The organism is Actinopolymorpha rutila (genome assembly GCF_013407855.1).
Lineage (GTDB): Bacteria > Actinomycetota > Actinomycetes > Propionibacteriales > Actinopolymorphaceae > Actinopolymorpha > Actinopolymorpha rutila.
The window spans coordinates 673,736-695,147 of sequence record NZ_JACBZH010000001.1 but is presented as its reverse complement, the minus strand read 5'-3'; the positions used below and the strand labels follow the sequence as shown (position 1 = coordinate 695,147).

Here is a 21,412-nt window from a genome sequence, read left to right as displayed (position 1 = left end):
TTGAGCTTGAGCGGGAACTCAGTTCGAAGGATCACGCGATGACCGCCCTTACGCGTCTACGACACGCCCATCAACAAGGCGCCTGCGGTACACCACTCTGCTGGACGCCACTTCTGCTGGCGTGGTCTGCTCGGGTCGTAGGCGGTGTTGGTCTTCCAGCATTGCCACATCACCCGGATCCAGGCTCTGGCGAGGATCCGGATCGCGTGCGGGTGGCGCTTGCCGCGGGCCCGGGCGTCGGCGTAGAGGCCGGCGGCCCATTCGTCGGCGTGGCGGCTGTTGTCGGCGAACACCGTCATGGCCTGCCGGGCATGGTGATTGACCGCCATCCGGAACACGACACTGCGCCGCGTGCCCGACTCGTGGGTGACCGGCGCGACCCCAACCTCCGCGGCGACCTGGGCAGCGTTCTCGGCGCGTTCCAGGATCGGGCCGACCTCGCCCACGACCTGGGCAAGGTTGAGACCGCCGATCCGCGGCATCGGCGCGAACAGGCCCGCGTAGGGGTGGGCCTCAACCGCCACAGCGATCGTGTGGTTCAGCTCCTTCAAGATGGCCAGGAGTGCCCGCAGCTGGTTCACGTGAGCGTTGACCAGGCCAGTCAGAGTCGACTCGTCCAAGCAACCGGTCGGCTTCGGCGCCTGACCCAGCCGGGCCAGCAGCTCCTCTGGTGGCTTCTTGCCCGAGTAGGAGTTCCGCCGCAAGAACGCGCCCAGCCGTGCAGCTGTCAGCCGGGACGCGGAGACCGGAGTGGGATAGCGGGCCAAGAACGCCAACCCGATCGGGCTGTCCAGCCGGTCGAACATGCCGAGTGGGCCCGGCCAATGAGCCGACAACAGTGCGTCCAACTGGCTGGCCGCGCTCACCCGGGCGGTATGGACATCACCCCGGGTGCGGCACAAGGTGCGCAGCTGGACCGTCGCCGGCGTTGTCGGCACCAGGCGCCGGACGGTCGCCTGCTCTGCGTCGAGTTCGGTACGAACGAACTCCGCCAGCTTGATGCATCGCCTGCATCACTCTTGGCTCCCGACGCACCCCACCGCGGCCGGGCCGCGTGGAAGGCGTTCGGGTGCACGGCCACCACCGGATGACCGGCGGCAAGAAGCCGCTCCACGACCAGCCCCGTACGAGCCTCGATCCCCACCGCCAGGTCCGCCGGCGGGCACAGCCCCGCCAACCGCCGCAACGTCGCGGCGAGTTCCTCCTCCCCGTGCGCCAGCCGCCAGCTCGCCACCAACCGCCCCCGCTCATCGGTGACCGCCACGCTGTGCGTCGATCTCGCCCAGTCCCAACCAGCCTGCATAGAAGCCACACCTCCAACGACGCCGTAGCCCACCGGTATCGAGGACGACGCCGGCAGCTCGTTGAAGGCCCTCGACAGCCACATCGGGGCAAGTCCCTAACGCCAGTCAACCGCCCTCGGCCAGGCGTGGCCGGCAATACTGACGCTGGCCGTCCAGCGGCACGCGCCGCGGGCCGTACCACGCCAGAACCAGAAGGCGCGGACCTTCGGCCCGCCTACATAGGGTCCACCAACGAGCGCCGCCCGCAGGGCGGCCGGACGGCTGCGCCGCGTCAGCGGCGCCTTGATACGCGAAAGCGCAATACGGCAGAGCCCGTGCTGAAGACATGTGCTCCGTCGGTTGATGTGCGACACGCGTCCGTCAGTTGATATGCGTCACCGGTGTCTTCGCGGGTCACACGAGCAGTTCAGCGGTTTCGAGGTAGGGCCGCGCCATCTCGTCGGCACCGAAGCTGAGCGCGTACAGCCCGGTCGACACCCGTTCGAGGAATCCCCATTCCCAGATGGCCGTCTCGTCGAGACCGGTGTGGCCCGCCAGCAGCGCGCAGTAGCGGCGCGCCAGGGCGGGTGCGTCACCGGCGAGGAGTTGCGGGCACCAGTCGCGCAGGACGACACCGAGGTCGTACGTCGGATCCGCGAGGAAACCGTCAGGGTCCACGAAGACGAAGCCGGACTCCGCACCTGGCCTCGGTGTGAGCACCCGCAGAGTGTTGGCGGGATGCGGATCGCCGTGCGCCACGACACACCGGTCGAGGTCGAACGCGCCCGCCCGCCGCTCGGCGTAGGTCAGGGCCCGCTTCACGACGCGTTCAGAGCACGGGTGGCCGAGCCGCTCCCACAGGGTGCCGACGAGTTCGGCCAGACCCCGAGCCTTCTCCTGCGCCGGGTCCATGGTCACTTCAATTGGTCGGGGCACCTGCCAGGCCTGGCGAAGGGTCGCGCACAGGGTCGCGATCTTGTCCTCGGGAGAGACGTCGACATCTCCCAACGGCTGGTCGAGTGCCTCCATCAGCATCGCGTGCCGGTCGACGTCGTGGGCGAGCAGTCGGACATACCCGTTACCGTCCGCGTCGGCAAGGGTACGGACCTGCCCGCTCATGTCGTATTCGGGGATCGCGATCTTGAGAACGGCGTCCTGACCGTCCGCCGTGCGGGCCCGGGCGACGTACGACGCAGTGCCACCGGACAGCGGCGGGCCGACCGTGATCGACCACCTGTCGGCGAGATCGTCGACGAGGGCGGGGAGTCCCGCGAGCCACTCCTCCCCGCGACGGCCGAGGTGCGCAGCCTTGCGGCGCACCACGTCCTGCAGCTCGATCGTCCGGTCGGTCACGTCGCCGATGCTCCCATACCTACAGCGACGGCCCGCAAAGGCTGTGGCCGAACGCGGTTCAGTGCGCTGGCGCCGTCGGCGGCTTTGCCACACCTCCGTCGCCCGCCGCCGCTGGCTTCTGATCGGCAGGCTTCTGGGCCGTCGCACATCAGCTGGCGGACATGTGACGCAGATCAGGTGTCGGATCACAAGAACGCTGGGCCCGTGTGCTCGGTCGAATGATGTGCGACATCAGACCGCGACCGGCCTTGTGGCTTCGACCGAGGCCCCTAACCTGTGGCCATGGATCGTGAGCCGCCGTCGTGGGCGCAGGCACTGGGTCGGATTGCTGCTTTCGGTGTGCGCACGGCAGGCGGCGTCGTCGAGTATCGAGAACCTGCCGAGCCGGATGGCGATGGACAGGCCGAGGAGGGAAGCTGTCAGTTTTGGTACGCGGCTCCGCGTTCGTGGCGGGTCGAGGACCAGGCGGGTGTGCGCCACGTTCAGGATTCCGAGTGGACATACCTGCGCCGGCCTGGTGGGGGGATGCTGCGGCTTCATCGCCCCACGATGGGTTTCGCGGACTTCGGGGGTCATCCGGCGACGCTGCTGGGAAACGATGACGATCGGTGGAGCGATTCACCCGTGGCGACGACTTCTCCGTCCCCCAGGGCCCGCCCGTCCCCGTCGAGGTAGCGGGTCGCCCCTGCTGGGAGTTCAGGCTGGCAGCGTCGCCCGAAACCACCCGCAAGCCGCACCTGCTGAGGGTCGCCGTGGACGATGCCACCGGCGCAGTGCTGCGGATGCAGGTGCCCGAGCTTGGGGCCCATGTCACAGCCGTCGAGTTCCACCCGGATGTGGACCTGGATCCTGCGCTCTTCACCTGGGACGGCCCGGTGGAGGAGGACCATGAGGACGAGCTGGCCGCCCTGCGACGGTCCGAGGAGTGGCTGGCGGAGCAGCAGCTGCCAGTTCCGCGCTGGTGGCCGACCGGTGTGGGTTACAGCGCGAATCACGGTGATCCGCAGACCGGTGCGTTCAGCGTCCATCTCGAGGTGCCCGGGTATCCGTCGTTAGCGAGGTGGCCAGTTGCCAGTAGCGAGCCGGCCTGGTGGCGTGAGCGCACTGCGGGTCGACACCGCCACGAGTGGTCCGACGACGCATGGCAATGGAGTCTCGCCGTCGACGAGCCCCTGGCCGCGGAGCAACTTGCTCGAGTGGTCGGATCCATCCCGCGCACTCCCTCGATCGCTCAGGAGTAGTGCAAGCCCGAACGGATGTGACGTAACGCCCTCCGTCATGGCGTGAGGTGTTCTCCATCGTGGCTGCGGATCGCTGGCCGGGGCTCGTCTGTGGGGAGGGCGTCGAGGAGGCGGATGGCGTAGGCCTCGCTCATGCGGTCGCGGACCTGGTCCGGGGTGAGCCAGGTGACGCGGTCGGTCTCGATGCTGGTCTGCTCGGTTCCGCCTGTGAGGTGGCAGCGGAAGACGAGGGCGATGATTCCGCGGTTCATGTTCTTGTAGACACCGGTAAGCGCATCGGGTTCGACGCGGAGGCCGGTCTCCTCTTCGACCTCGCGACGGAGGCCGTCGTGGATGGACTCGCCGAGCTCGAGGACGCCGCCGGGTGGCTCCCAGTGACTGTTGTCGCGGCGCCGGATGGCCAGGACCCGTCCTTGTGGGTCGAGGACGGCGGCCGCGACGCTGACAGAGTGGAGCGGGGCTGGGGACATCGAAACTCCTCGGGGCTACAGTGACCCAGACTTTCCCAATCAGACAAGACGTGCAGGGCAAGATCACGTTGGAGCGCATCGCCGCGTTATCAACACGCTCGCGTTCGATGACCGGACGCCCGACACGAACACGTACGCCATGCCCCGTGAGCTTCCCGCCGGAGGCTTCACCAACTAGCAAGCAGGAGCCCCGCACCGTTCCGAAGTGCAGCGACACCTCGGACCTGGCGCGGGGCTCTCAGCTATCCAAGCACTAATCCCGGCTGGGCAACGGCTCGGGGAAGTACGCGTCCTCCGGGTCCATCTCCGGTGGGGTCCACAGCGCGTTGTCTCGACCACCACGTGAAACGTCCGGAGTTGGCTCTACCATGCCGCCAGAGTCGAGGTCACCTCGTGCGGTGAAGAGCGGGTTGGAGAGTGGAGCGATGAGCACCAGGGCGATGACCGGCCAGCAGATCATCGATGCTCGCCTCGACGGCTGGGCGTTCCTTGTCCACTACGGCCTCTTCAGGCTTCATACGCGCATCAAGACTGAGAGCTTCGGTGCCAGCCTGAAGATCGTCAATGAGATCGGGCAGGCTGCCGAGGACATGAACCATCATGCGGACCTTGATCTGCGCTCTTCCCGGGTCGACGTCAGGCTAACTAGCGGCTACGAGGCCCATGGGGTAACCGAACGCGATGTGAGCCTTGCCCGCCGGATCTCCGACATCGCCGCGGCCGTCGGCGCCGAACTGGAGTCCCGGAGCATCTCGTGCATCGAATTCGCCCTGGACACTCCGGACCACGAGAAGATCGCGCCGTTCTGGGCGGCCGTACTTGACCGGGAGTACGTCCACGGCGACGGCTTTGCCGACGTGGGCGACCGGAACCAGGTACTCCCGCTCATCTGGTTCCAGCGCTCCGGTATCGATGAGCCTCGGCAACGCTGGCATATCGACGTCTGGGTCGACCCGGACCAGGTGGCGCCTCGGGTCGAGGCGGCGCTGGCCGCCGGTGGAACGATGGTCGACGGCGCGCTCTCCGATCCGGACGGCAACAAGATCTGCGTGTGCACGTGGCAGCCGACAGATGGCGTCATCGGGGGCTGATACGAACAAGGTCTCGGTCCCACCAGCATCGAGTGGCCACCGAAGGGTCGGAGGGTTTGGCCGGTGTCCTGGGTTGGTCTGGGTATGGCCCCCCCCGGTCTCCGCGACCCGATGCAGGACACCGAGCAAACCCTGCCGCTCCTCTGGAACTGCCGCGACCGCGTGCTTGCCTGGCAAACTGCCGACATGGACTCCGCGCCGGGCAGCCCCTATGTCCTTCCCGCATCATTCGAGCAGGAAACGATCTTCGTTGAGCCTGTGACAGCAGGTGGCCAACGACTGCGTTTCCTCACCGACACGGGTGGAAGCGACTGGATGTATCGAGCCGCAGCACTCGACCTTGGGTTGGTGGCAGAGCCGAGCGTTGATGAGAGTGACGACTGGACGCCCACACTTCTGCCACCCTTCCGTGACGAGGCATGGATACCCAGCCCACTGGAGGACGGCTCGATCCTGCTCAACCCGAGTATGGAGGTACAGAACGGCCCCTTCCCGCCGATCGGAGGCAGCGGACTACTAGGCCAGCAATGGTTCAGCCGGCGGATCTGGGAGGTGGATTACAGGACAGCCAGGCTCGTCCTCCATCAGACGCCGCCGACCGACGATTACCCCGTCACACTGCCACTCGGGTTCCCGGAGAGAGACGGTCAACGCACGTACAACTTTCCACGCATTCAAGCCAGCGTGGACGGTGAGCAACTCGACCTGCTCTTTGACACGGGAGCACACACCAACCTCACTCACGAGGCCATGATGCAAGCTGGTCGGAACGGGCGCCGACAGGCGACGTCGTTCATCATCAACACCATTGCCCACCGCTGGCGCGAACAGCACCCCGACTGGCCTGTGATCGACCACGGCGAAGCCGGCACCGGCGCCACCATGATCCAAGTACCGTCCGTATACCTCGGCGGTCTCCACACCGGACCCGTTTGGTTCACCCAACGCGGCGACTCGAACTTCGTTGAGCACATGTCGCAGTGGATGGACAAACCCGTGGTCGGAGCGCTCGGGGGAAACGCACTCCGTGCCTTCCGCGTCCTCCTCGACTACCCCGCCGCACGGGTCTCTCTCCGGCAGAATTAGGTCCGTACAGCAGCGAAATACAGCAACGTCAATAACCATGATCGGCCAATGCTGGCTGTGACCGTCCCCGCTTACGCCTGAACAGCCACCAGCGACCTCCCCGCCGATAGTTCGGGACGAAGATGCGGTCACTCGCGGCCGGCCCATCGTGCGATTAGCGTGCGATTAGGCACAGCACGCAGCGGTCTGATCACCCGGCGGCGCCTTCAGGCGGGCGGTTCAGCTCTCGGAGGGCCGTCAGCAGCGCGCCGTCGAGAGTGATGCCGGTTCGTTCGCTCTCGTTCTGGATCGAGCGGACCGCGTTGTCCAGGTCGAGGGCCAGTTCGTCTGTCACCACGGCACCGGCGAGGGCTTGACGCTGCTGCGGGGGTCAAGCGCCAGTCGGATGAGCGCGTCACGAGTTCGTCCTCGTCCTGGACGGCCGTGACCGGGATGCCGTTGTCTTCACCTCACCCAAGGGTGGTCGTGGAGTGCCGGCCGAAATGTAGAGCGACGCCGCCGTGTGCCACACCGAACGCCGGAAGTTCGTCAACCGCAGCCCAAGGTCGTCCAGCACATCCTTGGGCACGCATCGATCACGATCACGATGGATCTGTACGGCCACCTGTACGCCGACGAGATGGACACGTGGGCCGCGCGGCTCGACGACACGGCCCGGCAGTTCGACGTGTGGCCAGAACGTGGCCAAAACGGCGAATCCGAGGTGGTTGACCCGAACGATCCGGGAGGAGCAGGCCTGTGACCTGCGGTTTTGCTGGCGCGCTCGGAGGGATTCGAACCCCCAACCTTCTGATCCGTAGTCAGATGCTCTATCCGTTGAGCTACGAGCGCCGGGAACGGTTGGAGAGTCTACAGGTACCCCTCCGGTGCTGCCGAACCAGTTACCCCTCAGCGTACCGAGTGCCCGTTCCGGGCCGGTTCGGGTGGATCCTCCGCGGGGTGAATCCGCAGGTCAGAGGCATTACGGGCGACCGCGAGCGAGTGCTACCCGGCCGACGAAGAGGAGGGGAGTACTCAAGAGCCTGGTTTCAGTGCTAAAACTGAGGTCCAACACCGGTGGACCTCCCGGCCCCCGAGCCACCGGTGCACGCGGAGGAGGGACGCGACATGGCCAACGGCTCAACTGCCGACCCGGCTCGCACAACCGCGTCCACCACCGATCGTGCCCCCGCCCGCCACCGGCAACCGTCCGTCACCTGCGTCGTTGTCGGCGGCGGGCCGGGGGGCATGATCGCGGCCTACCTCCTCGCCCGCGCGGGAGTCCAGGTGACCCTGCTGGAGGCGCACGCCGACTTCGACCGCAACTTCCGCGGCGACTCCCTCCACCCCGCCACCCTCGAGCTCCTGGACAGCCTCGGCCTGGCCGACGAGCTCCTCCGGCTCGACCACTACCGGGCCCGCTACTTCCGCTTCCACACGCCCACCGCGACGATCACCACCACCGACTACGGCAAGCTGCGCACCCGCTTCCCGTACATCGCGCTGATGCCGCAGGACCGCTTCCTCGACTTCATGGCCGCCAAGGCGGCGGAGCTGCCGACCTTCACGTTGCGCATGCAGGCCCGGGTCACCGGCCTGCTGGAGGACGAGAACGGCGTGGTCCAGGGCGTCCGTTACCGCGGACCCGACGGCGAGCACGAGCTGCCGGCCGCGCTGGTGATCGGCTCGGACGGCAGGTTCTCCCGACTGCGGCGGCTGGCCGACATGCCCGCGGAGTCGTTCGGCGCCGGCGCGGACGTGCTGTGGTTCGAGCTGCCCCGCCGGACTCGGTCCGACCCGCCGGACGCGGACGTCTCGCTGTACTTCGGAGTCGGCGGGTACGTCGGGGTGCTCGGCCGCACCGACACCTGGCAGGTCGGCTACACGATCCCCAAGGGCACGTACGCACAGGCCCGCAAGGCCGGCGTCGTACCCATCCAGGACTTCATCCGCCGCTGGGTGCCGTGGCTGGCCGACCGGGCACAGCTGCTCGCCGACTGGTCGCAGCTGACGCTGCTGTCGGTCGACATCGCCCGGGTGGAGCGCTGGCACCGCCCCGGACTGCTGCTGATCGGCGACGCCGCGCACGTGATCTCACCGGTGGGTGGGAACGGCATCCTGATGGCCATCCAGGACGCGGTGACGGTGGCGAACGTCCTGGCCCGTCCGCTGCGTCAACGCGGCCTTGTCAGTGAGGCCGAACTCGCACGCGTACAGGAGATTCGCGAACCAGCCATCATCTCCGTCCAGCGCCGGCAGATCCGCACCGAACGCCGGTCGGCCGCAACCCTGCGCGCGGACAAGGCGTTCCGGCCACCACTGCCGCTGCGGCTGATCACCGAGGTGCCGCTGGTGCGCTGGCTGAGCGCCCGGTCCAACGCCTACGGCCCGCGAACACCCCGCCTGGACGAGTCCGTGCTGACCATGGACGCGTCGTGAAGGTGGGAGCCGAGCCCGGCCGGACAGGGATGGAAGTACGTCTGCCGGCGTACGAAGTCCGACCCGACCGACCGGACCTGTCCGGTCAGCAGGTCGAGCGGAACTCACATCGACCTCATTCAGTACTGGAAACCCACTCCGCGGCCAGGGAGAACCCAATGGCTCTCGCCCGACCCGACAACGCCCGATTCCCTGAAGAACAAGGCCATTCGGGCGCATTCCCCGACGCGCTGACCGAAGATGCGCTGCCAGAACATGCTGTGACCGATGCACTGCCCGACGAGCTGGCCGACAGTTCGGTCGCGGGGCTGACCGACGAGTTTCCCGACCAGTTGACCGAGGACTTCGACCGCGCGGTCGACGCCTACCTGCGGGACCTGCTGGCCGCCGAGGCGAAGCCGTGGACGGACGGGCTCGCCGTACGCCTGACCGACCGGGCCGGCGACCGGGTGGGCGAGCTGCTCGCCGACCTGCGCGACAGCCTCACCGGCGGCAAGCGACTGCGACCGGCGTTCTGCCACTGGGGTTTCGTGGGAGTGGACGGTACGCCGCCCGGCGACACGGCCGTCCGTGCCGCCGCCGCGCTGGAACTCCTGCACACGTTCGCGCTCGTCCACGACGACGTGATGGACGGCTCGTCGTCCCGGCGTGGCGCCCCCGCGCTGCACGCCACCCTGCTCGCCCGGCACACCGACCGCGGCTGGCGCGGCGACGCGCGGCGGTTCGGTGAGGGCCTGGCGGTCCTGGTCGGCGACCTCGCGTTCACCCTGGCGCACCGGATCGCGGCCGGACTGCCCGATTCGGCCGCACGGACATGGCATCAGATGTGTACCGAACTCGTGGTCGGGCAGCACCTGGACATGCTGGGCAGCGCCACAGGCGAACGCGACGCCGACTACGCCACGTCCGTCGCGACCCTGAAGTCCGGGCGCTACACAGTCGTCCGCCCGCTGCAGCTGGGGGCCTGCCTGGCGGGTGGATCAGGGTCGCTCGTAGCGACGTACGCCGAGTACGGAGGTCCCCTCGGCGTCGCGTTCCAGCTGCGGGACGACCTGCTCGGCGCGTTCGGCGACAGCGCCGCCACCGGAAAGCCGGTCGGTGAGGATCTGCGGGAGGGCCGACCGACCCTGCTGCTGGCGGTAGCCGCCGAACGCGCCGGGCCCGCCGACCGCCGGTTGCTGGACCGGGTCGGCGACCCCGACCTGGACGAGGGCGAGGTGGCCGCGCTGACCGGCGTACTCCGCCGGACCGGTGCCGACGTCGAGGTCGAGCAGCAGGTCAAGCTGGCTGTCGACCGCGCACTGCTGGCGCTGGAGCGGGCGCCGGTCCACCCGAGGGCGGTGCCCGCGTTGCGCGCACTCGCCGAGGAGGCCGCATGGCGGCAGCGATGAATGACGCACCGGTCCTGGTCACCGGAGTCACCGGATACGTCGGGGGCCGCCTGGTCCCCGAGCTCCTGGGCCGCGGCTACCACGTCCGCGTGCTCACCCGGTCGGTCGACCGGATCCGCGAACGCACCTGGTTCGCCGACGTCGAGGCCGTGGAGGGTGACGCGGGCGACCCCGACGTACTCTCCCGGGCGCTCGACGGCGTCTCCGTGGCGTACTACCTGATCCACGCGATGGGCACGTCGGCGAAGTTCGAGGAACGGGACCGCCGTACCGGCACCGAGTTCGCCCGGGCCGCCGAGCGGGCGAAGGTGGGCCGCATCGTCTACCTCGGCGGCATCACTCCCCTGGACGAGAACGGCCACCCGGCGACCGACCTGTCGCCGCACCTGCGCTCGCGGGAGGAGGTCGGGCGCATCTTCCTGGACTCCTCGGTCCCGGCCGCGGTGATGCAGGCGGCGGTGATCATCGGGTCGGGCTCGGTGTCGTTCGAGATGCTGCGCTATCTCACCGAGCGGTTGCCGGCGATGGTGGCGCCGTCGTGGGTGCGTACGCGGATCCAGCCGATCGCGATCCGGGACGTGCTGTGGTACCTCGCCGAGGCGCCGAGGCTGGCACCGGACGTCAACCGTACGTTCGACATCGGCGGCACCGACGTCCTCACGTACGAGCAGATGATGAAGCGGTTCGCCGCCGTGGCCGGGCTCCCCCGGCGGGTGATCGTGCCGGTGCCGGTGCTCACGCCTCGGCTGTCCAGCCACTGGGTGGGCCTGGTGACGCCGGTGCCGAGCGGGATCGCCAAGCCGCTGGTCGAGTCGCTGCGCTACGAGGTGGTGTGCCGGGAGAACGACGTCGCCGACCACCTCGGCGGACCACCGCCGGGGCGGCTCGGGTTCGACGAGGCCGTCTCCCTTGCCCTGAAGCGGATCCGGGAGGCCGACGTGACCACCCGGTGGTCCTCGGCGTCGGTGGCCGGCGCGCCCAGCGACCCGCTGCCCACCGACCCTGACTGGGCCGGCGGCAGCCTGTACGTGGACGAGCGCCGCCGCCGGGTGCACGCGTCGCGGGACGCGCTGTGGTCGGTGATCGAGGGGATCGGCGGCGAGCGCGGGTGGTACTCCGTCAACCTGCCCTGGCGGGTACGCGGACTGATGGACCGTGCGGTGGGTGGTGTCGGGCTGCGGCGCGGGCGGCGCGACCCGAACAGGCTGCAGGTCGGTGACGCGCTGGACTGGTGGCGGGTGGAGGCCCGCGAGCCCGGCCGGCTGCTCCGGCTGCGCGCGGAGATGCGGCTGCCCGGCCTTGCCTGGCTGGAGTTCCACCTGGAAGACGGTGGCAACGACGGCGGCAAAGAAGAAGTGACCCTCGTCCAGCGCGCGTTGTTCCATCCGCGCGGACTGCTCGGTCAGGCGTACTGGTGGGGCATCATGCCCTTCCACGGCCTGGTCTTCGGGACAATGATCGCCAACATCGCCCAGGCCGCCGAACGCGGTCGGCCACGTCCGCTGCGCGAGCACGAGCAGTGGCGCCGGGAGGTAGCCGCACGGCGAGACGAAGGAGACCACCGATGAGCCCGACCGGCTCCAGCGCCGGCATGAGTACCGGCTCCGGCACCGGCCTGTCCGGCACCCGACCGAGACGCCGGGTGGTCATCGTCGGCGCCGGGCTCGGCGGGCTGTCCGCCGCCTGCCAGCTCGCCGGCGCGGGCCACCAGGTCACCGTCGTCGAGCAGGCCGCGCGGCCTGGTGGCCGGGCCGGGCGGATCCTGTCCGACGGCTTCACGTTCGACACCGGGCCGACCGTGCTCACCATGCCGGACCTGCTGGAGTCGACGTTCGCCGCGGCCGGTACGCCGATGGCCGACCTGCTGACGCTGCGCCCACTGGACCCGTCGTACCGCGCGAACTTCGCCGACGGCTCGACCATCGCGCTCCGCCACGGCCGTGATGCGATGGCGGCGGAGATCCGGGACAAGTGCGGGCCGGCCGAGGAGGCCGGCTTCGTGCGCATGTGCGACTGGCTGGAATCGCTGTACCGGTTGGAGATGCCGGCGTTCATCGACCGCAACTACGACCACTTCTGGGACCTCGCGCGGCCGCTGGGTCCGGCGCTCGGACTGTTCCGGCTGGGCGCGCTGCGACGGCTGGAGAGCGCGATCCGGCGGTACTTCACCGACGAGCGACTGGTGCGGCTGTTCAGCTTCCAGGCGATGTACGCCGGGCTCGCACCCCAGCAGGCCCTCGCCGTGTTCGCGGTGATCACCTACATGGACTCGGTACGCGGGGTGTACTTCCCCGAGGGCGGCATCGGCGCGGTGCCGGCCGCGATGGCGACCGCCGCGCAGAAGGCCGGCGCCACGTTCGTCCACGACGCCCGGGTCGAACGCGTGCTGCACGACGGCACCATGCCCGGGTCGGCTGGCGCCGGTCGCGCCGCCCAGGTACGTGGCGTACGACTCGCCGACGGCACCGAGATCCCCGCCGACGCGGTGGTCGTCAACGCCGACCTGCCGACGGCCTACCGCACGCTGCTGCCCGAACTCTCAGCACCCGTCGCCGCCCGGAAGGGCCGCTACTCCCCGTCGGCGTTCGTGTGGCACGTCGGCGTGCGCGGCCTACCGCCGCCCGAGGCGACCCACCACAACATCCACTTCGGCAAGGAGTGGTCGTCGTCGTTCCGCACGCTGCTGCGCGAGGGCCGGCGGATGCCCGACCCGTCCGTGCTGGTCACCGTGCCCACGCTGACCGACCCGGGCCTGGCGCCGGACGGTTCCTCGGTGCTGTACGTCCTGGAGCCGGTGCCGAACCTGTCCGGCAAGGTCGACTGGACGGTCGAACGCGGCGCCACCCGCGACCGGCTGGCCGGGCTCGTCGAGGGGTGGGGCTACCCGAGCGACGTGGTGGTCGAGGAGACCGTCGACCCGACCGACTGGGCCTACCAGGGCATGGCCAGGGGCACGCCGTTCGCGTTGGCGCACACGTTCTTCCAGTCCGGGCCGTTCCGGCCGCCCAACGTCGACCGGCGGATGCGCGGCCTCGTCTTCGTCGGCAGCGGAACCGTCCCGGGTGTCGGTGTTCCCATGGTGCTCGTCTCCGGCCGGTTGGCCGCCGAACGTGTGGAGGAGCTGTGAGCGGGGGCTCTGCCGAACACGAACCAGGCAAGCACGGTTTGACGCCGGAACTCCAACGGTCGTACGACCTGTGCCGCGGGATCGCCCGCGCCCACGGCAAGACGTACTCGATGGCGGCCCGGCTGCTGGACGCCGAGCAACGCCGGCACGTGCACGCGGTGTACGCGTTCTGCCGGGTCGCCGACGACATCGTGGACGAGGCCGGCGAGCGTGACCTGGCGCAGACCCGGGCGGCGCTCACGGAGTTCGGCGCGAGGTTCGAGGCCGACCTCGCCGCCGGGCACTCCGGCCATCCCGTACTCGCCGCCGTCGTGCACACCGCACACACCCTGCACATCGACCCGGAGTGCTTCACCAGGTTCATGCGGTCGATGTCGATGGACCTCGACACCGCGAAGTACGACACCTGGGCCGACCTGATGGACTACATGGACGGGTCCGCCGCGGTGATCGGCGAGATGATGCTGCCGGTGCTGCGACCCCGTGACAATGCGGCCTTGCGCCCGGCCCGCGACCTCGGGGTGGCGTTCCAGCTCACCAACTTCCTGCGCGACGTCGGCGAGGACCTCGACCGCGGCCGGATCTACCTGCCGCAGGAGGACCTGTGGAGGTTCGGCGCCGACCCGCAGGCCCGTACGGTCACGCCGGAGTGGCGGGCGCTGATGAGGTTCGAGATCGCCCGCAACCGGGAGATCTACGCCGCCGCCGACACCGGAATCCCCATGCTGGCAGGACGTTCGGCGCGCTGCGTGCACACCGCCCGGGTGCTCTACAGCCAGATCCTGGAACGGATCGAGGCCGCCGGCTACGACGTGTTCACCGCTCGCGCGCGGGTGCCCGGTCGGCGGAAGCTGGCGGTCGCGCTGCGGTCGATGCTCGGTCGCGCTCCCGGCCACCGTCCCGGCCGCGCTCCCGGGAGCCCAGCCGATCCCACAGCAGCAACGTGAGCGTCATGAGGCTGAAGCCGAACGCGAAGTCCTCCACCGGGATGTCCCACGGCATCCGGATACCAGTGGCGTGGCTCTCGGCGTACAACACGATCGGCGCGCTGAGCTTGGTGAGCCAGCCGTCCACCGGGATCTGGAAGCCGAAGACGATCACGGCGGTGATCCAGAACGTCGGGCGGCGGAACATCCCGGTGCGCAGCCAGGCCAACTCGAGCAGCACGACGAGGACCACCGACACCACCGCGGCCAGGGTGTACTCAGGCATGCTCGGCTCCCTGCGGTTCGCCTACCTGTGGGGAGCACCGGGCGCGACGCCGGGCGGCGAGGTAGCCGAGCATGGTGCTCACCGACTCGTACGTCAGCAACGCGCAGATCGGGATCACCAGGAAGAACGCGAACTCCTCCACCGGGATTCGCAGCGGCAGCAGCCAGCCGGTGGTGTAGCGGTCGCTGAAGTGCCAGTGGCCGCGCGCGACCGCCACCGCGTCCCAGGCGAGGAACACCACCAGCACCGGTACGAGCGTGCGCACCAGCCGACTCGGGCGGCGGTAGACCCGGGCACGGAACACGAACTCCAACGGCAGGGTCAGCACGAGGCACGCCGCCATCAGCAGGAGGTACTGGAACCTGTCGATCTGCGGACTCCTCAGCACTCGGTGCGGCACGGCAACGCCCCTGGAGTCTGCCCTGCGATCCCTGGGCGCCGGGTCCGGCCGGGCGCCCGCGCGGCCAGACCACCTGCGAGGGTAGTAACGAGATGAACGGCACCCAGGGTTCCGGGGGCCGCGACCGCGAAGACGATCCCGCCGATCCGGTGGAATCCCCGCGTTCGGGACACCCTCTCGACCTCGCCGAGGTCGCTCGGCGGCTGGACGTGCACTACATGACGGCCTACCGCTACGTGCGCCTCGGCCGGCTGCCCGCTGCTCATCGCGGCGGCCGCTGGTGGGTCGATCCGGCCGATCTGGACCGGTTCGTCGTGCAGCGTACCGCCGCACCGCCCGCCCGGCGGGGCGACTGGCATCCGGAGGCCTACCGCACCAGGCTCGGCGAACGCATGGTCGAGGGCGACGAGGCGGGCGCCTGGGCGGTGGTGGAGTCCGCGCTGGTGTCCGGCGTCGCGCCGAAGGAGGTGATCCTCGGTGTGCTCGCCCCGGCGATGCGGACCCTCGGCGACGGCTGGCAGGAGGGCCGGTTCACGATCGCCGAGGAACACCGGGCCAGCGCGGTCGCCCTGCGCCTGGTCGGCCGGCTCGGGCCGCTGTTCGCCCGCCGGGGACGCCCGCGCGGCACCGTCGTCCTCGCCGCGGTGACCGGCGACCCGCACAGCCTGCCCATCGCGATTGTCGCCGACGTGCTGCGCGGCGAGGGGTACGCGCTGATCGACCTCGGCGCCGACACGCCCGTCCGGTCGGTGGTCGAGGCGGTCGGCAGGACGCCGCGGCCGCTCGCGCTCGGGCTGAGCGCCGGCGCCGACCAGCACCTGGACGCCGTACGCCGCACTGTCGGTGCCATCCGCGCGGATCGGCCCGACCTGCCGATCTACGTCGGCGGCCCGGCGGTGGTCTCGACCGACCAGGCCACCGACCTCGGCGCGGACGGCTGGGCCGCCGACGCGGCCGGGTTCGCCGACCTACTGGAAGGACTGAGTTCTTGAGCAACGCCGAGGCCCCCACCGGCTCCTCCGGCCCTGGGATCTCCGCCGGGGACCACACGACGGTGGTGCTCTTCACCCGCGACCTGCGGGTCCGCGACCATCCGGCCCTGGCCGCCGCGTGCCGGTGGTCGGCGCGGGTGGTGCCGCTGTTCGTCGTGGACGACCGGATCGTCCGGGGCCGGTACGCCTCACCCAACCGGGCCGCATTCCTGGCCGACGCCCTGGCCGACCTGCGGGACAGCCTGCGCGAACGCGGCGGTGACCTGGTGATCCGGTCCGGCGACCCGGTGACGGAGACGCTTCGGGTGGCCAAGGAGGTCGGCGCGGACCGGGTGGCCGTCAGTGCGGACGTCACCGCGTACGCGCAGGCCAGACAGGACCGGCTGGCCCGGGAGTGCGAGCGCGAGGGCCTGGACCTGCGGTTGTTCCCGGGCGTGACCGTGGTCCCGCCGGGTGAGCTCCGGCCCGCGTCGGGTTCGTCGTACCAGGTCTTCACGCCGTACTGGCGGGCCTGGGACTCGGCCACCTGGCGCACTCCCGACCGCGCGCCCGCTCGGGTGGAGCTTCCGGACGGACTCGCGGCCGGCGACCTGCCCGGCCGCTCCGACCTGGTGTTCGGTGAGACGTCGCCGCGGCTGCCGAAGGGCGGAGAGAGTGCGGGCCGGTCCGTGCTGGACGCGTACCTGCGCAGGCTGCCCGGCGACGGCGGCGAACTCGACCGGGACGACCTGGCCGGCGACCAGACCACCCGGCTCAGCCCGTACTTCCACTTCGGTTGCCTGTCGCCGCTCGGGGTGGCCAACCGGCTGCGCGGCAAGGCCGACGACGTCGTACGCCAACTGTGCTGGCGGGACTTCTACCACCAGGTGACCGCGACGTTCCCGCGCATCTCCACCGACGATCTGCGCGACCGGGGCCGGGAGTGGACCACCGGCACCGAGGACGCGGTGGAGGCGTGGCGCACGGGACACACCGGCGTGCCGCTCGTCGACGCCGGGATGCGGCAACTGCTGGACGAGGGCTGGATGCACAACCGTGCCCGGATGCTGGTGGCGTCGTTCCTCACCAAGCAGCTCGGGGTCGACTGGCGGGTCGGCGCCGCGCACTTCATGCACTGGCTGGTCGACGGTGACGTCGCCAACAACTTCGGCAACTGGCAGTGGGTCGCCGGCACCGGCAACGACACCAGGCCCAACCGGGTGCTCAGCCCGATCCGGCAGGGTGAGCGCTTCGACGCCGACGGGGAGTACGTCCGCCGGCACGTCCCCGAACTGGCCGAGATCGAGGGCGGCGCGGCGCTCCAGCCGTGGCGGCTGCCGGACGAAGTACGCCGTAACCTGGACTACCCGCCGCCGTTGATCGACCCCGTGCCCCGGCGCGGACAGAAGGGACCCACGTGACCGACCGGCTGGTGCGCCCGACACGGGTGGTGGCGGGCTTCGACGACGCGGCCGACACCTACGACCTTCTGGTCGGATCCAACCCCGGCTACCACACCCACCTGCGCAGGTCGGCCCGCCGGCTGGTGCCGCCTTCCGCCGACGGGTCCGGGCTGCGGCTGCTCGACCTCGGCTGTGGCACCGGTGCGTCCACCGCCGCCCTGCTGCGGGTCGCGCCGCGCGCCCGGGTCGTCGCCGTCGACGGGTCGGCCGGGATGCTGGCGCAGGCGCGCCGCAAACCCTGGCCGGCCGGGGTGACGTTCGTGCACGCGGACGCCTCGGACCTCACGGCCGCACTGGCCGCGGCCGGCGAGCACGGCCCGTTCGACGGCGTGCTGGCCGCCTACCTGCTGCGCAATCTCGACGACCCCGACGCCCTGCTGCGCCAGGTATTCGGCCTGCTGCGCCCGGGCGGCACGCTCGCCGTGCACGAGTACTCCGTCGCCGGCTCCGCGCTCAGCCGCGCCGTCTGGCGGGCGGTGTGCGCGTCGATCATCGTGCCGGCGGGACGGGTGGTGTCCGGTCATTCCACGTTGTACGAACACCTGCGGCACAGCGTGCTGCACTTCGACAGTGTCGGGCAGCTGTCCGCACGGCTGCGGTCGGCGGGCTACACCCGGGTGCGGGTGGCCCCGATGTCGGGCTGGCAGCGAGGAATCGTGCACACGTTCCTGGCCAGCCGTCCGGCCACCGGGGCCGCCAACGACCTGGTCAACGGGCACGTCCCTGAAGTCCTGGACGAGCTGGGCAACGGGTCCGGCGACCAGTCCGCTGACAGGGCCGTCGACGGAACCGGCTCGCCGCGGCCGCCGGGGCGGGACCGCCGGGCGGCGCTGGTCCCCTCCCCCACGGTGCGCCCGGTGCCGCGGCCGCCGGACACTCCGCGGGTCGCTGTCGTCGGCGGCGGCATCGCCGGGGTGAGCGCCGCGGTCGCGCTGGCCGAACGCGGCGTCCGGGTCGTGCTGTTCGAACGCGAGCCGCACCTCGGCGGACGACTGGCCGGCTGGTCCACCCGGCTCAACGACGGCAGCGAGGTCACCATGACCCGCGGCTTCCACGCGTTCTTCCGGCAGTACTACAACCTGCGCGCGCTGATCGAGCGGGTCGACCCCGGGCTCGGCTCGCTGGTCCCGCTGCGCGACTACCCCCTGCTGCACGCCGACGGCGTACGCGACACGTTCACCCGGGTGCCGCGTACGCCGCCGCTGAACGCCGCCGTCTTCGCCGCGACCAGCCCGACGTTCGCCGCCCGCGACTTCCTCCGGCTGAACCCACGGGCCGCGCTGCCGATGGTGGACGTGTCGGTGCCCGACGTCTACCACCGGCTGGACGACGTGGACGCGCTCACGTTCCTGAACCGCATCGGGTTCCCGGCGGCGGCGCGCGACCTGGCGTTCTCGGTGTTCTCCCGGAGCTTCTTCGCCGACCCGCGCGACCTGTCCGCGGCCGAACTCGTGGCGATGTTCCACCTGTACTTCCTCGGCTCCAGCGAGGGGCTGCTGTTCGACGTGCCGTCCGCGCCGTTCCCGCAGGCGTTGTGGAACCCGCTCGCGGCCTACCTGTACGACCGCGGCGCGCAAGTGGAGGTTGACACCCCGGTGCGGGCGGTCGAGCCGAGCGGCGCCGGTGGAGGTGGGCGTACACACCTCGTGCACACCGACACCGCGATCTACGACGTGGACGGAGTGGTGCTGGCCGCGGACGTACCCGGGCTACGGTCCCTGGTCACCGGATCCTCGACCCTCGGCACACCCGAGTGGCGGGACCAGCTCGCCGGATTGCCGAGCGCACCGGCCTTCCTGGTCTCCCGGCTGTGGCTGGCCAAGCCGCTGCGGGCGGACCGGCCCGCGTTCGCCGGTACGGCGGGATACGGCCCGCTGGACAACGTGAGCGTGCTGGACAGGTACGAGGACGAGGCCCGGGCCTGGGCCCAGCGCACCGGCGGGTCGGTGGTCGAGCTGCACGCGTACGCCGTGCCCGACGGCACCGACCTGGACAAGCTTCGCCACGAGCTGCTCGACCAGCTGCACCGGGTGTTCCCGGAGACGGCCGACGCGACCGTGGTGGACGAACGCCACGAGTTCCGCGCGGACTGCCCACTCTTCCCGCCCGGCGGGTTCGGCCGGCGGCCCACGGTCACCACCCCCGACCCCGCCGTCGTGGTCGCCGGCGACCTGGTGCGCGTGGACGCACCGGTGGCGTTGATGGAGCGCGCAGCCACCAGCGGCCTGCTCGCGGCCAACCAACTGCTTGCCCGGTGGGGCCGGCCGACCCATCAGGTGTGGAGTGTCCCGAACGCCGGTCGGTGGCGGGCGCTGCGGGCGCTGTCCCGCCGATACGCCAGGGCGTGAGCGGGCTGACGGGCCGAACGCCACAGTTTCATGGCTGAGCAGCGGCTGGAGGGCGGGAACGTCGGCGGTGCGGTGCGGTCAGGGGACACGGTTCGCCGCGCGGCCGGTCCCTGGACGCCGGCCGTGCACGCGCTGCTCGTACACCTTGCCGACAAGGGGTTCACCGGCGCGCCACGACCCCTCGGGTTCGACGAGCAGGGCCGGGAAGTGCTCACCTTCCTGGAAGGCGAGACGCCGCCAGACCGCGCCGGCTGGCCCGGTTCCTTCGTACCTACGGCTGGCCGGCGACGACCGGAGAGTTCCTGGACGTGGTCGAGGCACGCGCCAGGTCACAGGCCGACAGCATCCGCGACCTCGCCGCCTCAGGAGACGAGGCATTCCTACGACTGCTCGGCCAGGGCATACCCGATGCCCTGGACCAGGCGGTCGCCGAACTCGCGACCTTCCCGCGATAGCGCCTGGATCTCGCCCCTGCGCGTCCGGCGTCAGCCGGGGAATCGGCCGGTGCTGCGCAGCTCGTACCGGCGTTCGGCGTAGGCGAGGTCGTCCTTCCACAGTCGGCGGGCGGCGACCCGCATCAGCGGCCGTACCGCCGGCGCGACCCGCCGGGCCAGGACGAACCCGGGCCGTCCCGAGTAGGCGATCGTCGCCTCGATGACCGCGGTCAGCGGCCGGCCCCGCTCGTCCGGTCCGAGCGGAGTGGCGTGGGTCTCCACCACGCTGGTCGCGCCCTCCCCGTCGAGGATGTGCATGACGACGGTGCGCGGTTCGGGGCAGCTGAACGCCACCCGCACGGGCACGCCGACCCGGCCGGCGACCCGGAAGGTCACCTCCACCACGAGGTTGTCGTCCTCAGGCGCGGGATCGCGCGGGGCGTCCAGCACCTTCAGATGTGCGAAGGAGTACGGGTGGAACCACGCGCCGTGCCACGGGTCGAGCCGGTTGGCCACGACGTCTGCGGGTTCGCACCGGCCGACCATGGTGGTCACCGCGTCGATGCTCACGGGTACGTCCGGCCGCGCGGGCAGCACCGGCGCGGGCAGCGGCTCCTCCCCGCCCGGGCCGTCCAGCCGGACCCAGCACAGCACGCCGTCGTCGTGGACGGGGTAGGGATCCCAGCCGGGAAAGCCCTGTGGGCCAAGGCCGAGTCCGTGCCAGCGGCAGATCAGCCTGCCCCCGTCAACAGCCGCTTGACACAGCGGCGCGCCGAGGTGCGGGCAGGCACCGGGGCCCGCGTGCGGAGCACCGTCCGGAGTACGCCAGGCGACCAACTCGACCCCGGCGACCGTACGCCCGAACGGCTTGTCGGCACGGATCTCCGCGCTGCTCGCGAGCACGAACCAGTTGCCGGACGGCCGTGCCTGCGCGCGTTTGAGGGCGGCATCGATCAGTCCGGGGCGGGCGCTCTCCCAGGTCGGCGTCTGCTCCGCCCACCGGGTCGCGGCCATCCGCCGCAACGGGATCTTGCCCGCGACCCGTTCGGTCAACCGCCCGGCCATCTGCCCACCTCGCCCGCGTCGCGTGTGATACCGCCTCCACGCTAACCGCTCGCGGGCCT

The 21,412-nt window shown here is 70.6% G+C and carries 20 protein-coding genes, 1 tRNA gene and 1 pseudogene; 13 read left to right on the top strand and 9 right to left on the bottom strand.

The genetic code is table 11. The features are described from left to right. Positions 1-56 precede the first annotated feature (56 nt). From F4554_RS33430 to F4554_RS02930, 3 genes are all read right to left on the bottom strand, one after another. Positions 57-866: a transposase gene (locus tag F4554_RS33430; protein ID WP_202889121.1), complete on the bottom strand. Its 810-nt coding sequence runs from the start codon at positions 864-866 to the stop codon at positions 57-59. Beyond that, a complete protein-coding gene (locus tag F4554_RS33935) occupies positions 863-1,303 on the bottom strand; it encodes an IS110 family transposase (RefSeq protein WP_420360743.1) in 441 nt (146 codons plus the stop codon). The genes F4554_RS33430 and F4554_RS33935 overlap by 4 nt, the downstream gene beginning before the upstream one ends. A 394-nt stretch (positions 1,304-1,697) precedes the next feature. Next, complete coding sequence (locus F4554_RS02930) at positions 1,698-2,636, bottom strand: aminoglycoside phosphotransferase family protein (protein WP_179785935.1); 939 nt, start codon at positions 2,634-2,636, stop codon at positions 1,698-1,700. Between the two features lie 752 nt (positions 2,637-3,388). On the opposite strand from F4554_RS02930, the gene F4554_RS02925 reads away from it, so the two are divergent. Then, a complete protein-coding gene (locus F4554_RS02925) occupies positions 3,389-3,877 on the top strand; it encodes a hypothetical protein (protein WP_179785934.1) in 489 nt (162 codons plus the stop codon). 35 nt (positions 3,878-3,912) lie between these two features. Here F4554_RS02925 and F4554_RS02920 read toward each other — a convergent pair whose 3' ends face one another. Continuing rightward, a complete protein-coding gene (locus F4554_RS02920) occupies positions 3,913-4,347 on the bottom strand; it encodes an NUDIX hydrolase (protein ID WP_179785933.1) in 435 nt (144 codons plus the stop codon). Between the two features lie 425 nt (positions 4,348-4,772). Between F4554_RS02920 and F4554_RS02915 the strand changes: the two genes are divergently transcribed. Next, positions 4,773-5,438, top strand: a complete 666-nt coding sequence (locus F4554_RS02915; protein ID WP_179785932.1) for a VOC family protein — start codon at positions 4,773-4,775, stop codon at positions 5,436-5,438. 111 nt (positions 5,439-5,549) lie between these two features. After that, the gene (locus tag F4554_RS02910) at positions 5,550-6,524 is read left to right on the top strand and encodes a hypothetical protein (protein WP_179785931.1); all 975 of its coding nucleotides are present in this window, start codon (positions 5,550-5,552) and stop codon (positions 6,522-6,524) included. 190 nt (positions 6,525-6,714) lie between these two features. Here the strand turns inward: F4554_RS02910 and F4554_RS02905 are convergent, their stop codons facing one another. Further along, positions 6,715-6,858 carry a hypothetical protein gene (locus F4554_RS02905; protein WP_179785930.1) on the bottom strand — a complete coding sequence of 48 codons (144 nt, stop codon included), beginning with the start codon at positions 6,856-6,858 and terminating at the stop codon, positions 6,715-6,717. 252 nt (positions 6,859-7,110) lie between these two features. On the opposite strand from F4554_RS02905, the gene F4554_RS02900 reads away from it, so the two are divergent. Then, complete coding sequence (locus tag F4554_RS02900; RefSeq protein ID WP_179785929.1) at positions 7,111-7,266, top strand: hypothetical protein; 156 nt, start codon at positions 7,111-7,113, stop codon at positions 7,264-7,266. Between the two features lie 13 nt (positions 7,267-7,279). Here the strand turns inward: F4554_RS02900 and F4554_RS02895 are convergent. Further along, positions 7,280-7,355: transfer RNA gene (locus F4554_RS02895), tRNA-Arg, on the bottom strand. 276 nt (positions 7,356-7,631) lie between these two features. On the opposite strand from F4554_RS02895, the gene F4554_RS02890 reads away from it, so the two are divergent. The 5 genes from F4554_RS02890 to F4554_RS02870 all read left to right on the top strand — a co-directional run bounded on the left by F4554_RS02890 (position 7,632) and on the right by F4554_RS02870 (position 14,407). Beyond that, entirely contained in the window at positions 7,632-8,942 is a 1,311-nt protein-coding gene (locus F4554_RS02890; RefSeq protein ID WP_179785928.1) for an FAD-dependent oxidoreductase, read from the top strand. A gap of 260 nt (positions 8,943-9,202) precedes the next feature. After that, complete coding sequence (locus tag F4554_RS02885; RefSeq protein ID WP_179785927.1) at positions 9,203-10,333, top strand: polyprenyl synthetase family protein; 1,131 nt, start codon at positions 9,203-9,205, stop codon at positions 10,331-10,333. Continuing rightward, positions 10,318-11,901, top strand: a complete 1,584-nt coding sequence (locus tag F4554_RS02880; RefSeq protein ID WP_179785926.1) for an SDR family oxidoreductase — start codon at positions 10,318-10,320, stop codon at positions 11,899-11,901. Before F4554_RS02885 ends, F4554_RS02880 begins: the two co-directional genes overlap by 16 nt. After that, entirely contained in the window at positions 11,898-13,460 is a 1,563-nt protein-coding gene (gene crtI, locus F4554_RS02875; protein WP_179785925.1) for a phytoene desaturase family protein, read from the top strand. Before F4554_RS02880 ends, crtI begins: the two co-directional genes overlap by 4 nt. Next, complete coding sequence (locus tag F4554_RS02870; protein ID WP_420360713.1) at positions 13,457-14,407, top strand: phytoene/squalene synthase family protein; 951 nt, start codon at positions 13,457-13,459, stop codon at positions 14,405-14,407. Before crtI ends, F4554_RS02870 begins: the two co-directional genes overlap by 4 nt. 43 nt (positions 14,408-14,450) lie before the next feature. Here the strand turns inward: F4554_RS02870 and F4554_RS33930 are convergent. Together F4554_RS33930 and F4554_RS02860 are read right to left on the bottom strand one after the other, a co-directional pair. Further along, positions 14,451-14,672: pseudogene (locus tag F4554_RS33930) on the bottom strand (lycopene cyclase domain-containing protein); the annotation flags it as partial. After that, the gene (locus F4554_RS02860; RefSeq protein ID WP_337795848.1) at positions 14,665-15,072 is read right to left on the bottom strand and encodes a lycopene cyclase domain-containing protein; all 408 of its coding nucleotides are present in this window, start codon (positions 15,070-15,072) and stop codon (positions 14,665-14,667) included. The gene F4554_RS02860 and the pseudogene F4554_RS33930, both read right to left, overlap by 8 nt. Positions 15,073-15,164: 92 nt before the next feature. Here F4554_RS02860 and F4554_RS02855 point away from each other — a divergent pair, with 92 nt between their 5' ends. From F4554_RS02855 to F4554_RS02840, 4 genes are all read left to right on the top strand, one after another. Beyond that, positions 15,165-16,064, top strand: coding sequence for a cobalamin-dependent protein (locus F4554_RS02855; RefSeq protein ID WP_179785923.1), 900 nt, complete (start codon positions 15,165-15,167; stop codon positions 16,062-16,064). After that, the gene (locus F4554_RS02850) at positions 16,061-17,464 is read left to right on the top strand and encodes a cryptochrome/photolyase family protein (RefSeq protein ID WP_202889120.1); all 1,404 of its coding nucleotides are present in this window, start codon (positions 16,061-16,063) and stop codon (positions 17,462-17,464) included. The genes F4554_RS02855 and F4554_RS02850 overlap by 4 nt, the downstream gene beginning before the upstream one ends. Continuing rightward, positions 17,461-19,854 carry an FAD-dependent oxidoreductase gene (locus tag F4554_RS02845; protein WP_179785922.1) on the top strand — a complete coding sequence of 798 codons (2,394 nt, stop codon included), beginning with the start codon at positions 17,461-17,463 and terminating at the stop codon, positions 19,852-19,854. The genes F4554_RS02850 and F4554_RS02845 overlap by 4 nt, the downstream gene beginning before the upstream one ends. Positions 19,855-20,162: 308 nt before the next feature. After that, positions 20,163-20,309, top strand: a complete 147-nt coding sequence (locus tag F4554_RS02840; protein ID WP_179785921.1) for a hypothetical protein — start codon at positions 20,163-20,165, stop codon at positions 20,307-20,309. A 30-nt stretch (positions 20,310-20,339) separates the two neighbouring features. Here F4554_RS02840 and F4554_RS02835 read toward each other — a convergent pair whose 3' ends face one another. Further along, a complete protein-coding gene (locus F4554_RS02835) occupies positions 20,340-21,353 on the bottom strand; it encodes a DUF5914 domain-containing protein (RefSeq protein ID WP_202889119.1) in 1,014 nt (337 codons plus the stop codon). Positions 21,354-21,412 lie beyond the last annotated feature (59 nt).

Excerpts from the sequence above, each read along its gene's own strand:
- F4554_RS33935 (WP_420360743.1), bottom strand. The coding sequence starts at position 1,303 with ATGCAGGCTGGTTGGGACTGGGCGAGATCGACGCACAGCGTGGCGGTC.
- F4554_RS02920 (WP_179785933.1), bottom strand. The coding sequence starts at position 4,347 with ATGTCCCCAGCCCCGCTCCACTCTGTCAGCGTCGCGGCCGCCGTCCTC.
- F4554_RS02915 (WP_179785932.1), top strand. The coding sequence starts at position 4,773 with ATGAGCACCAGGGCGATGACCGGCCAGCAGATCATCGATGCTCGCCTC.
- F4554_RS02910 (WP_179785931.1), top strand. The coding sequence starts at position 5,550 with ATGCAGGACACCGAGCAAACCCTGCCGCTCCTCTGGAACTGCCGCGAC.
- F4554_RS02900 (WP_179785929.1), top strand. The coding sequence starts at position 7,111 with ATGGATCTGTACGGCCACCTGTACGCCGACGAGATGGACACGTGGGCC.
- F4554_RS02890 (WP_179785928.1), top strand. The coding sequence starts at position 7,632 with ATGGCCAACGGCTCAACTGCCGACCCGGCTCGCACAACCGCGTCCACC.
- F4554_RS02880 (WP_179785926.1), top strand. The coding sequence starts at position 10,318 with ATGGCGGCAGCGATGAATGACGCACCGGTCCTGGTCACCGGAGTCACC.
- crtI (WP_179785925.1), top strand. The coding sequence starts at position 11,898 with ATGAGCCCGACCGGCTCCAGCGCCGGCATGAGTACCGGCTCCGGCACC.
- F4554_RS02855 (WP_179785923.1), top strand. The coding sequence starts at position 15,165 with ATGAACGGCACCCAGGGTTCCGGGGGCCGCGACCGCGAAGACGATCCC.
- F4554_RS02835 (WP_202889119.1), bottom strand. The coding sequence starts at position 21,353 with ATGGCCGGGCGGTTGACCGAACGGGTCGCGGGCAAGATCCCGTTGCGG.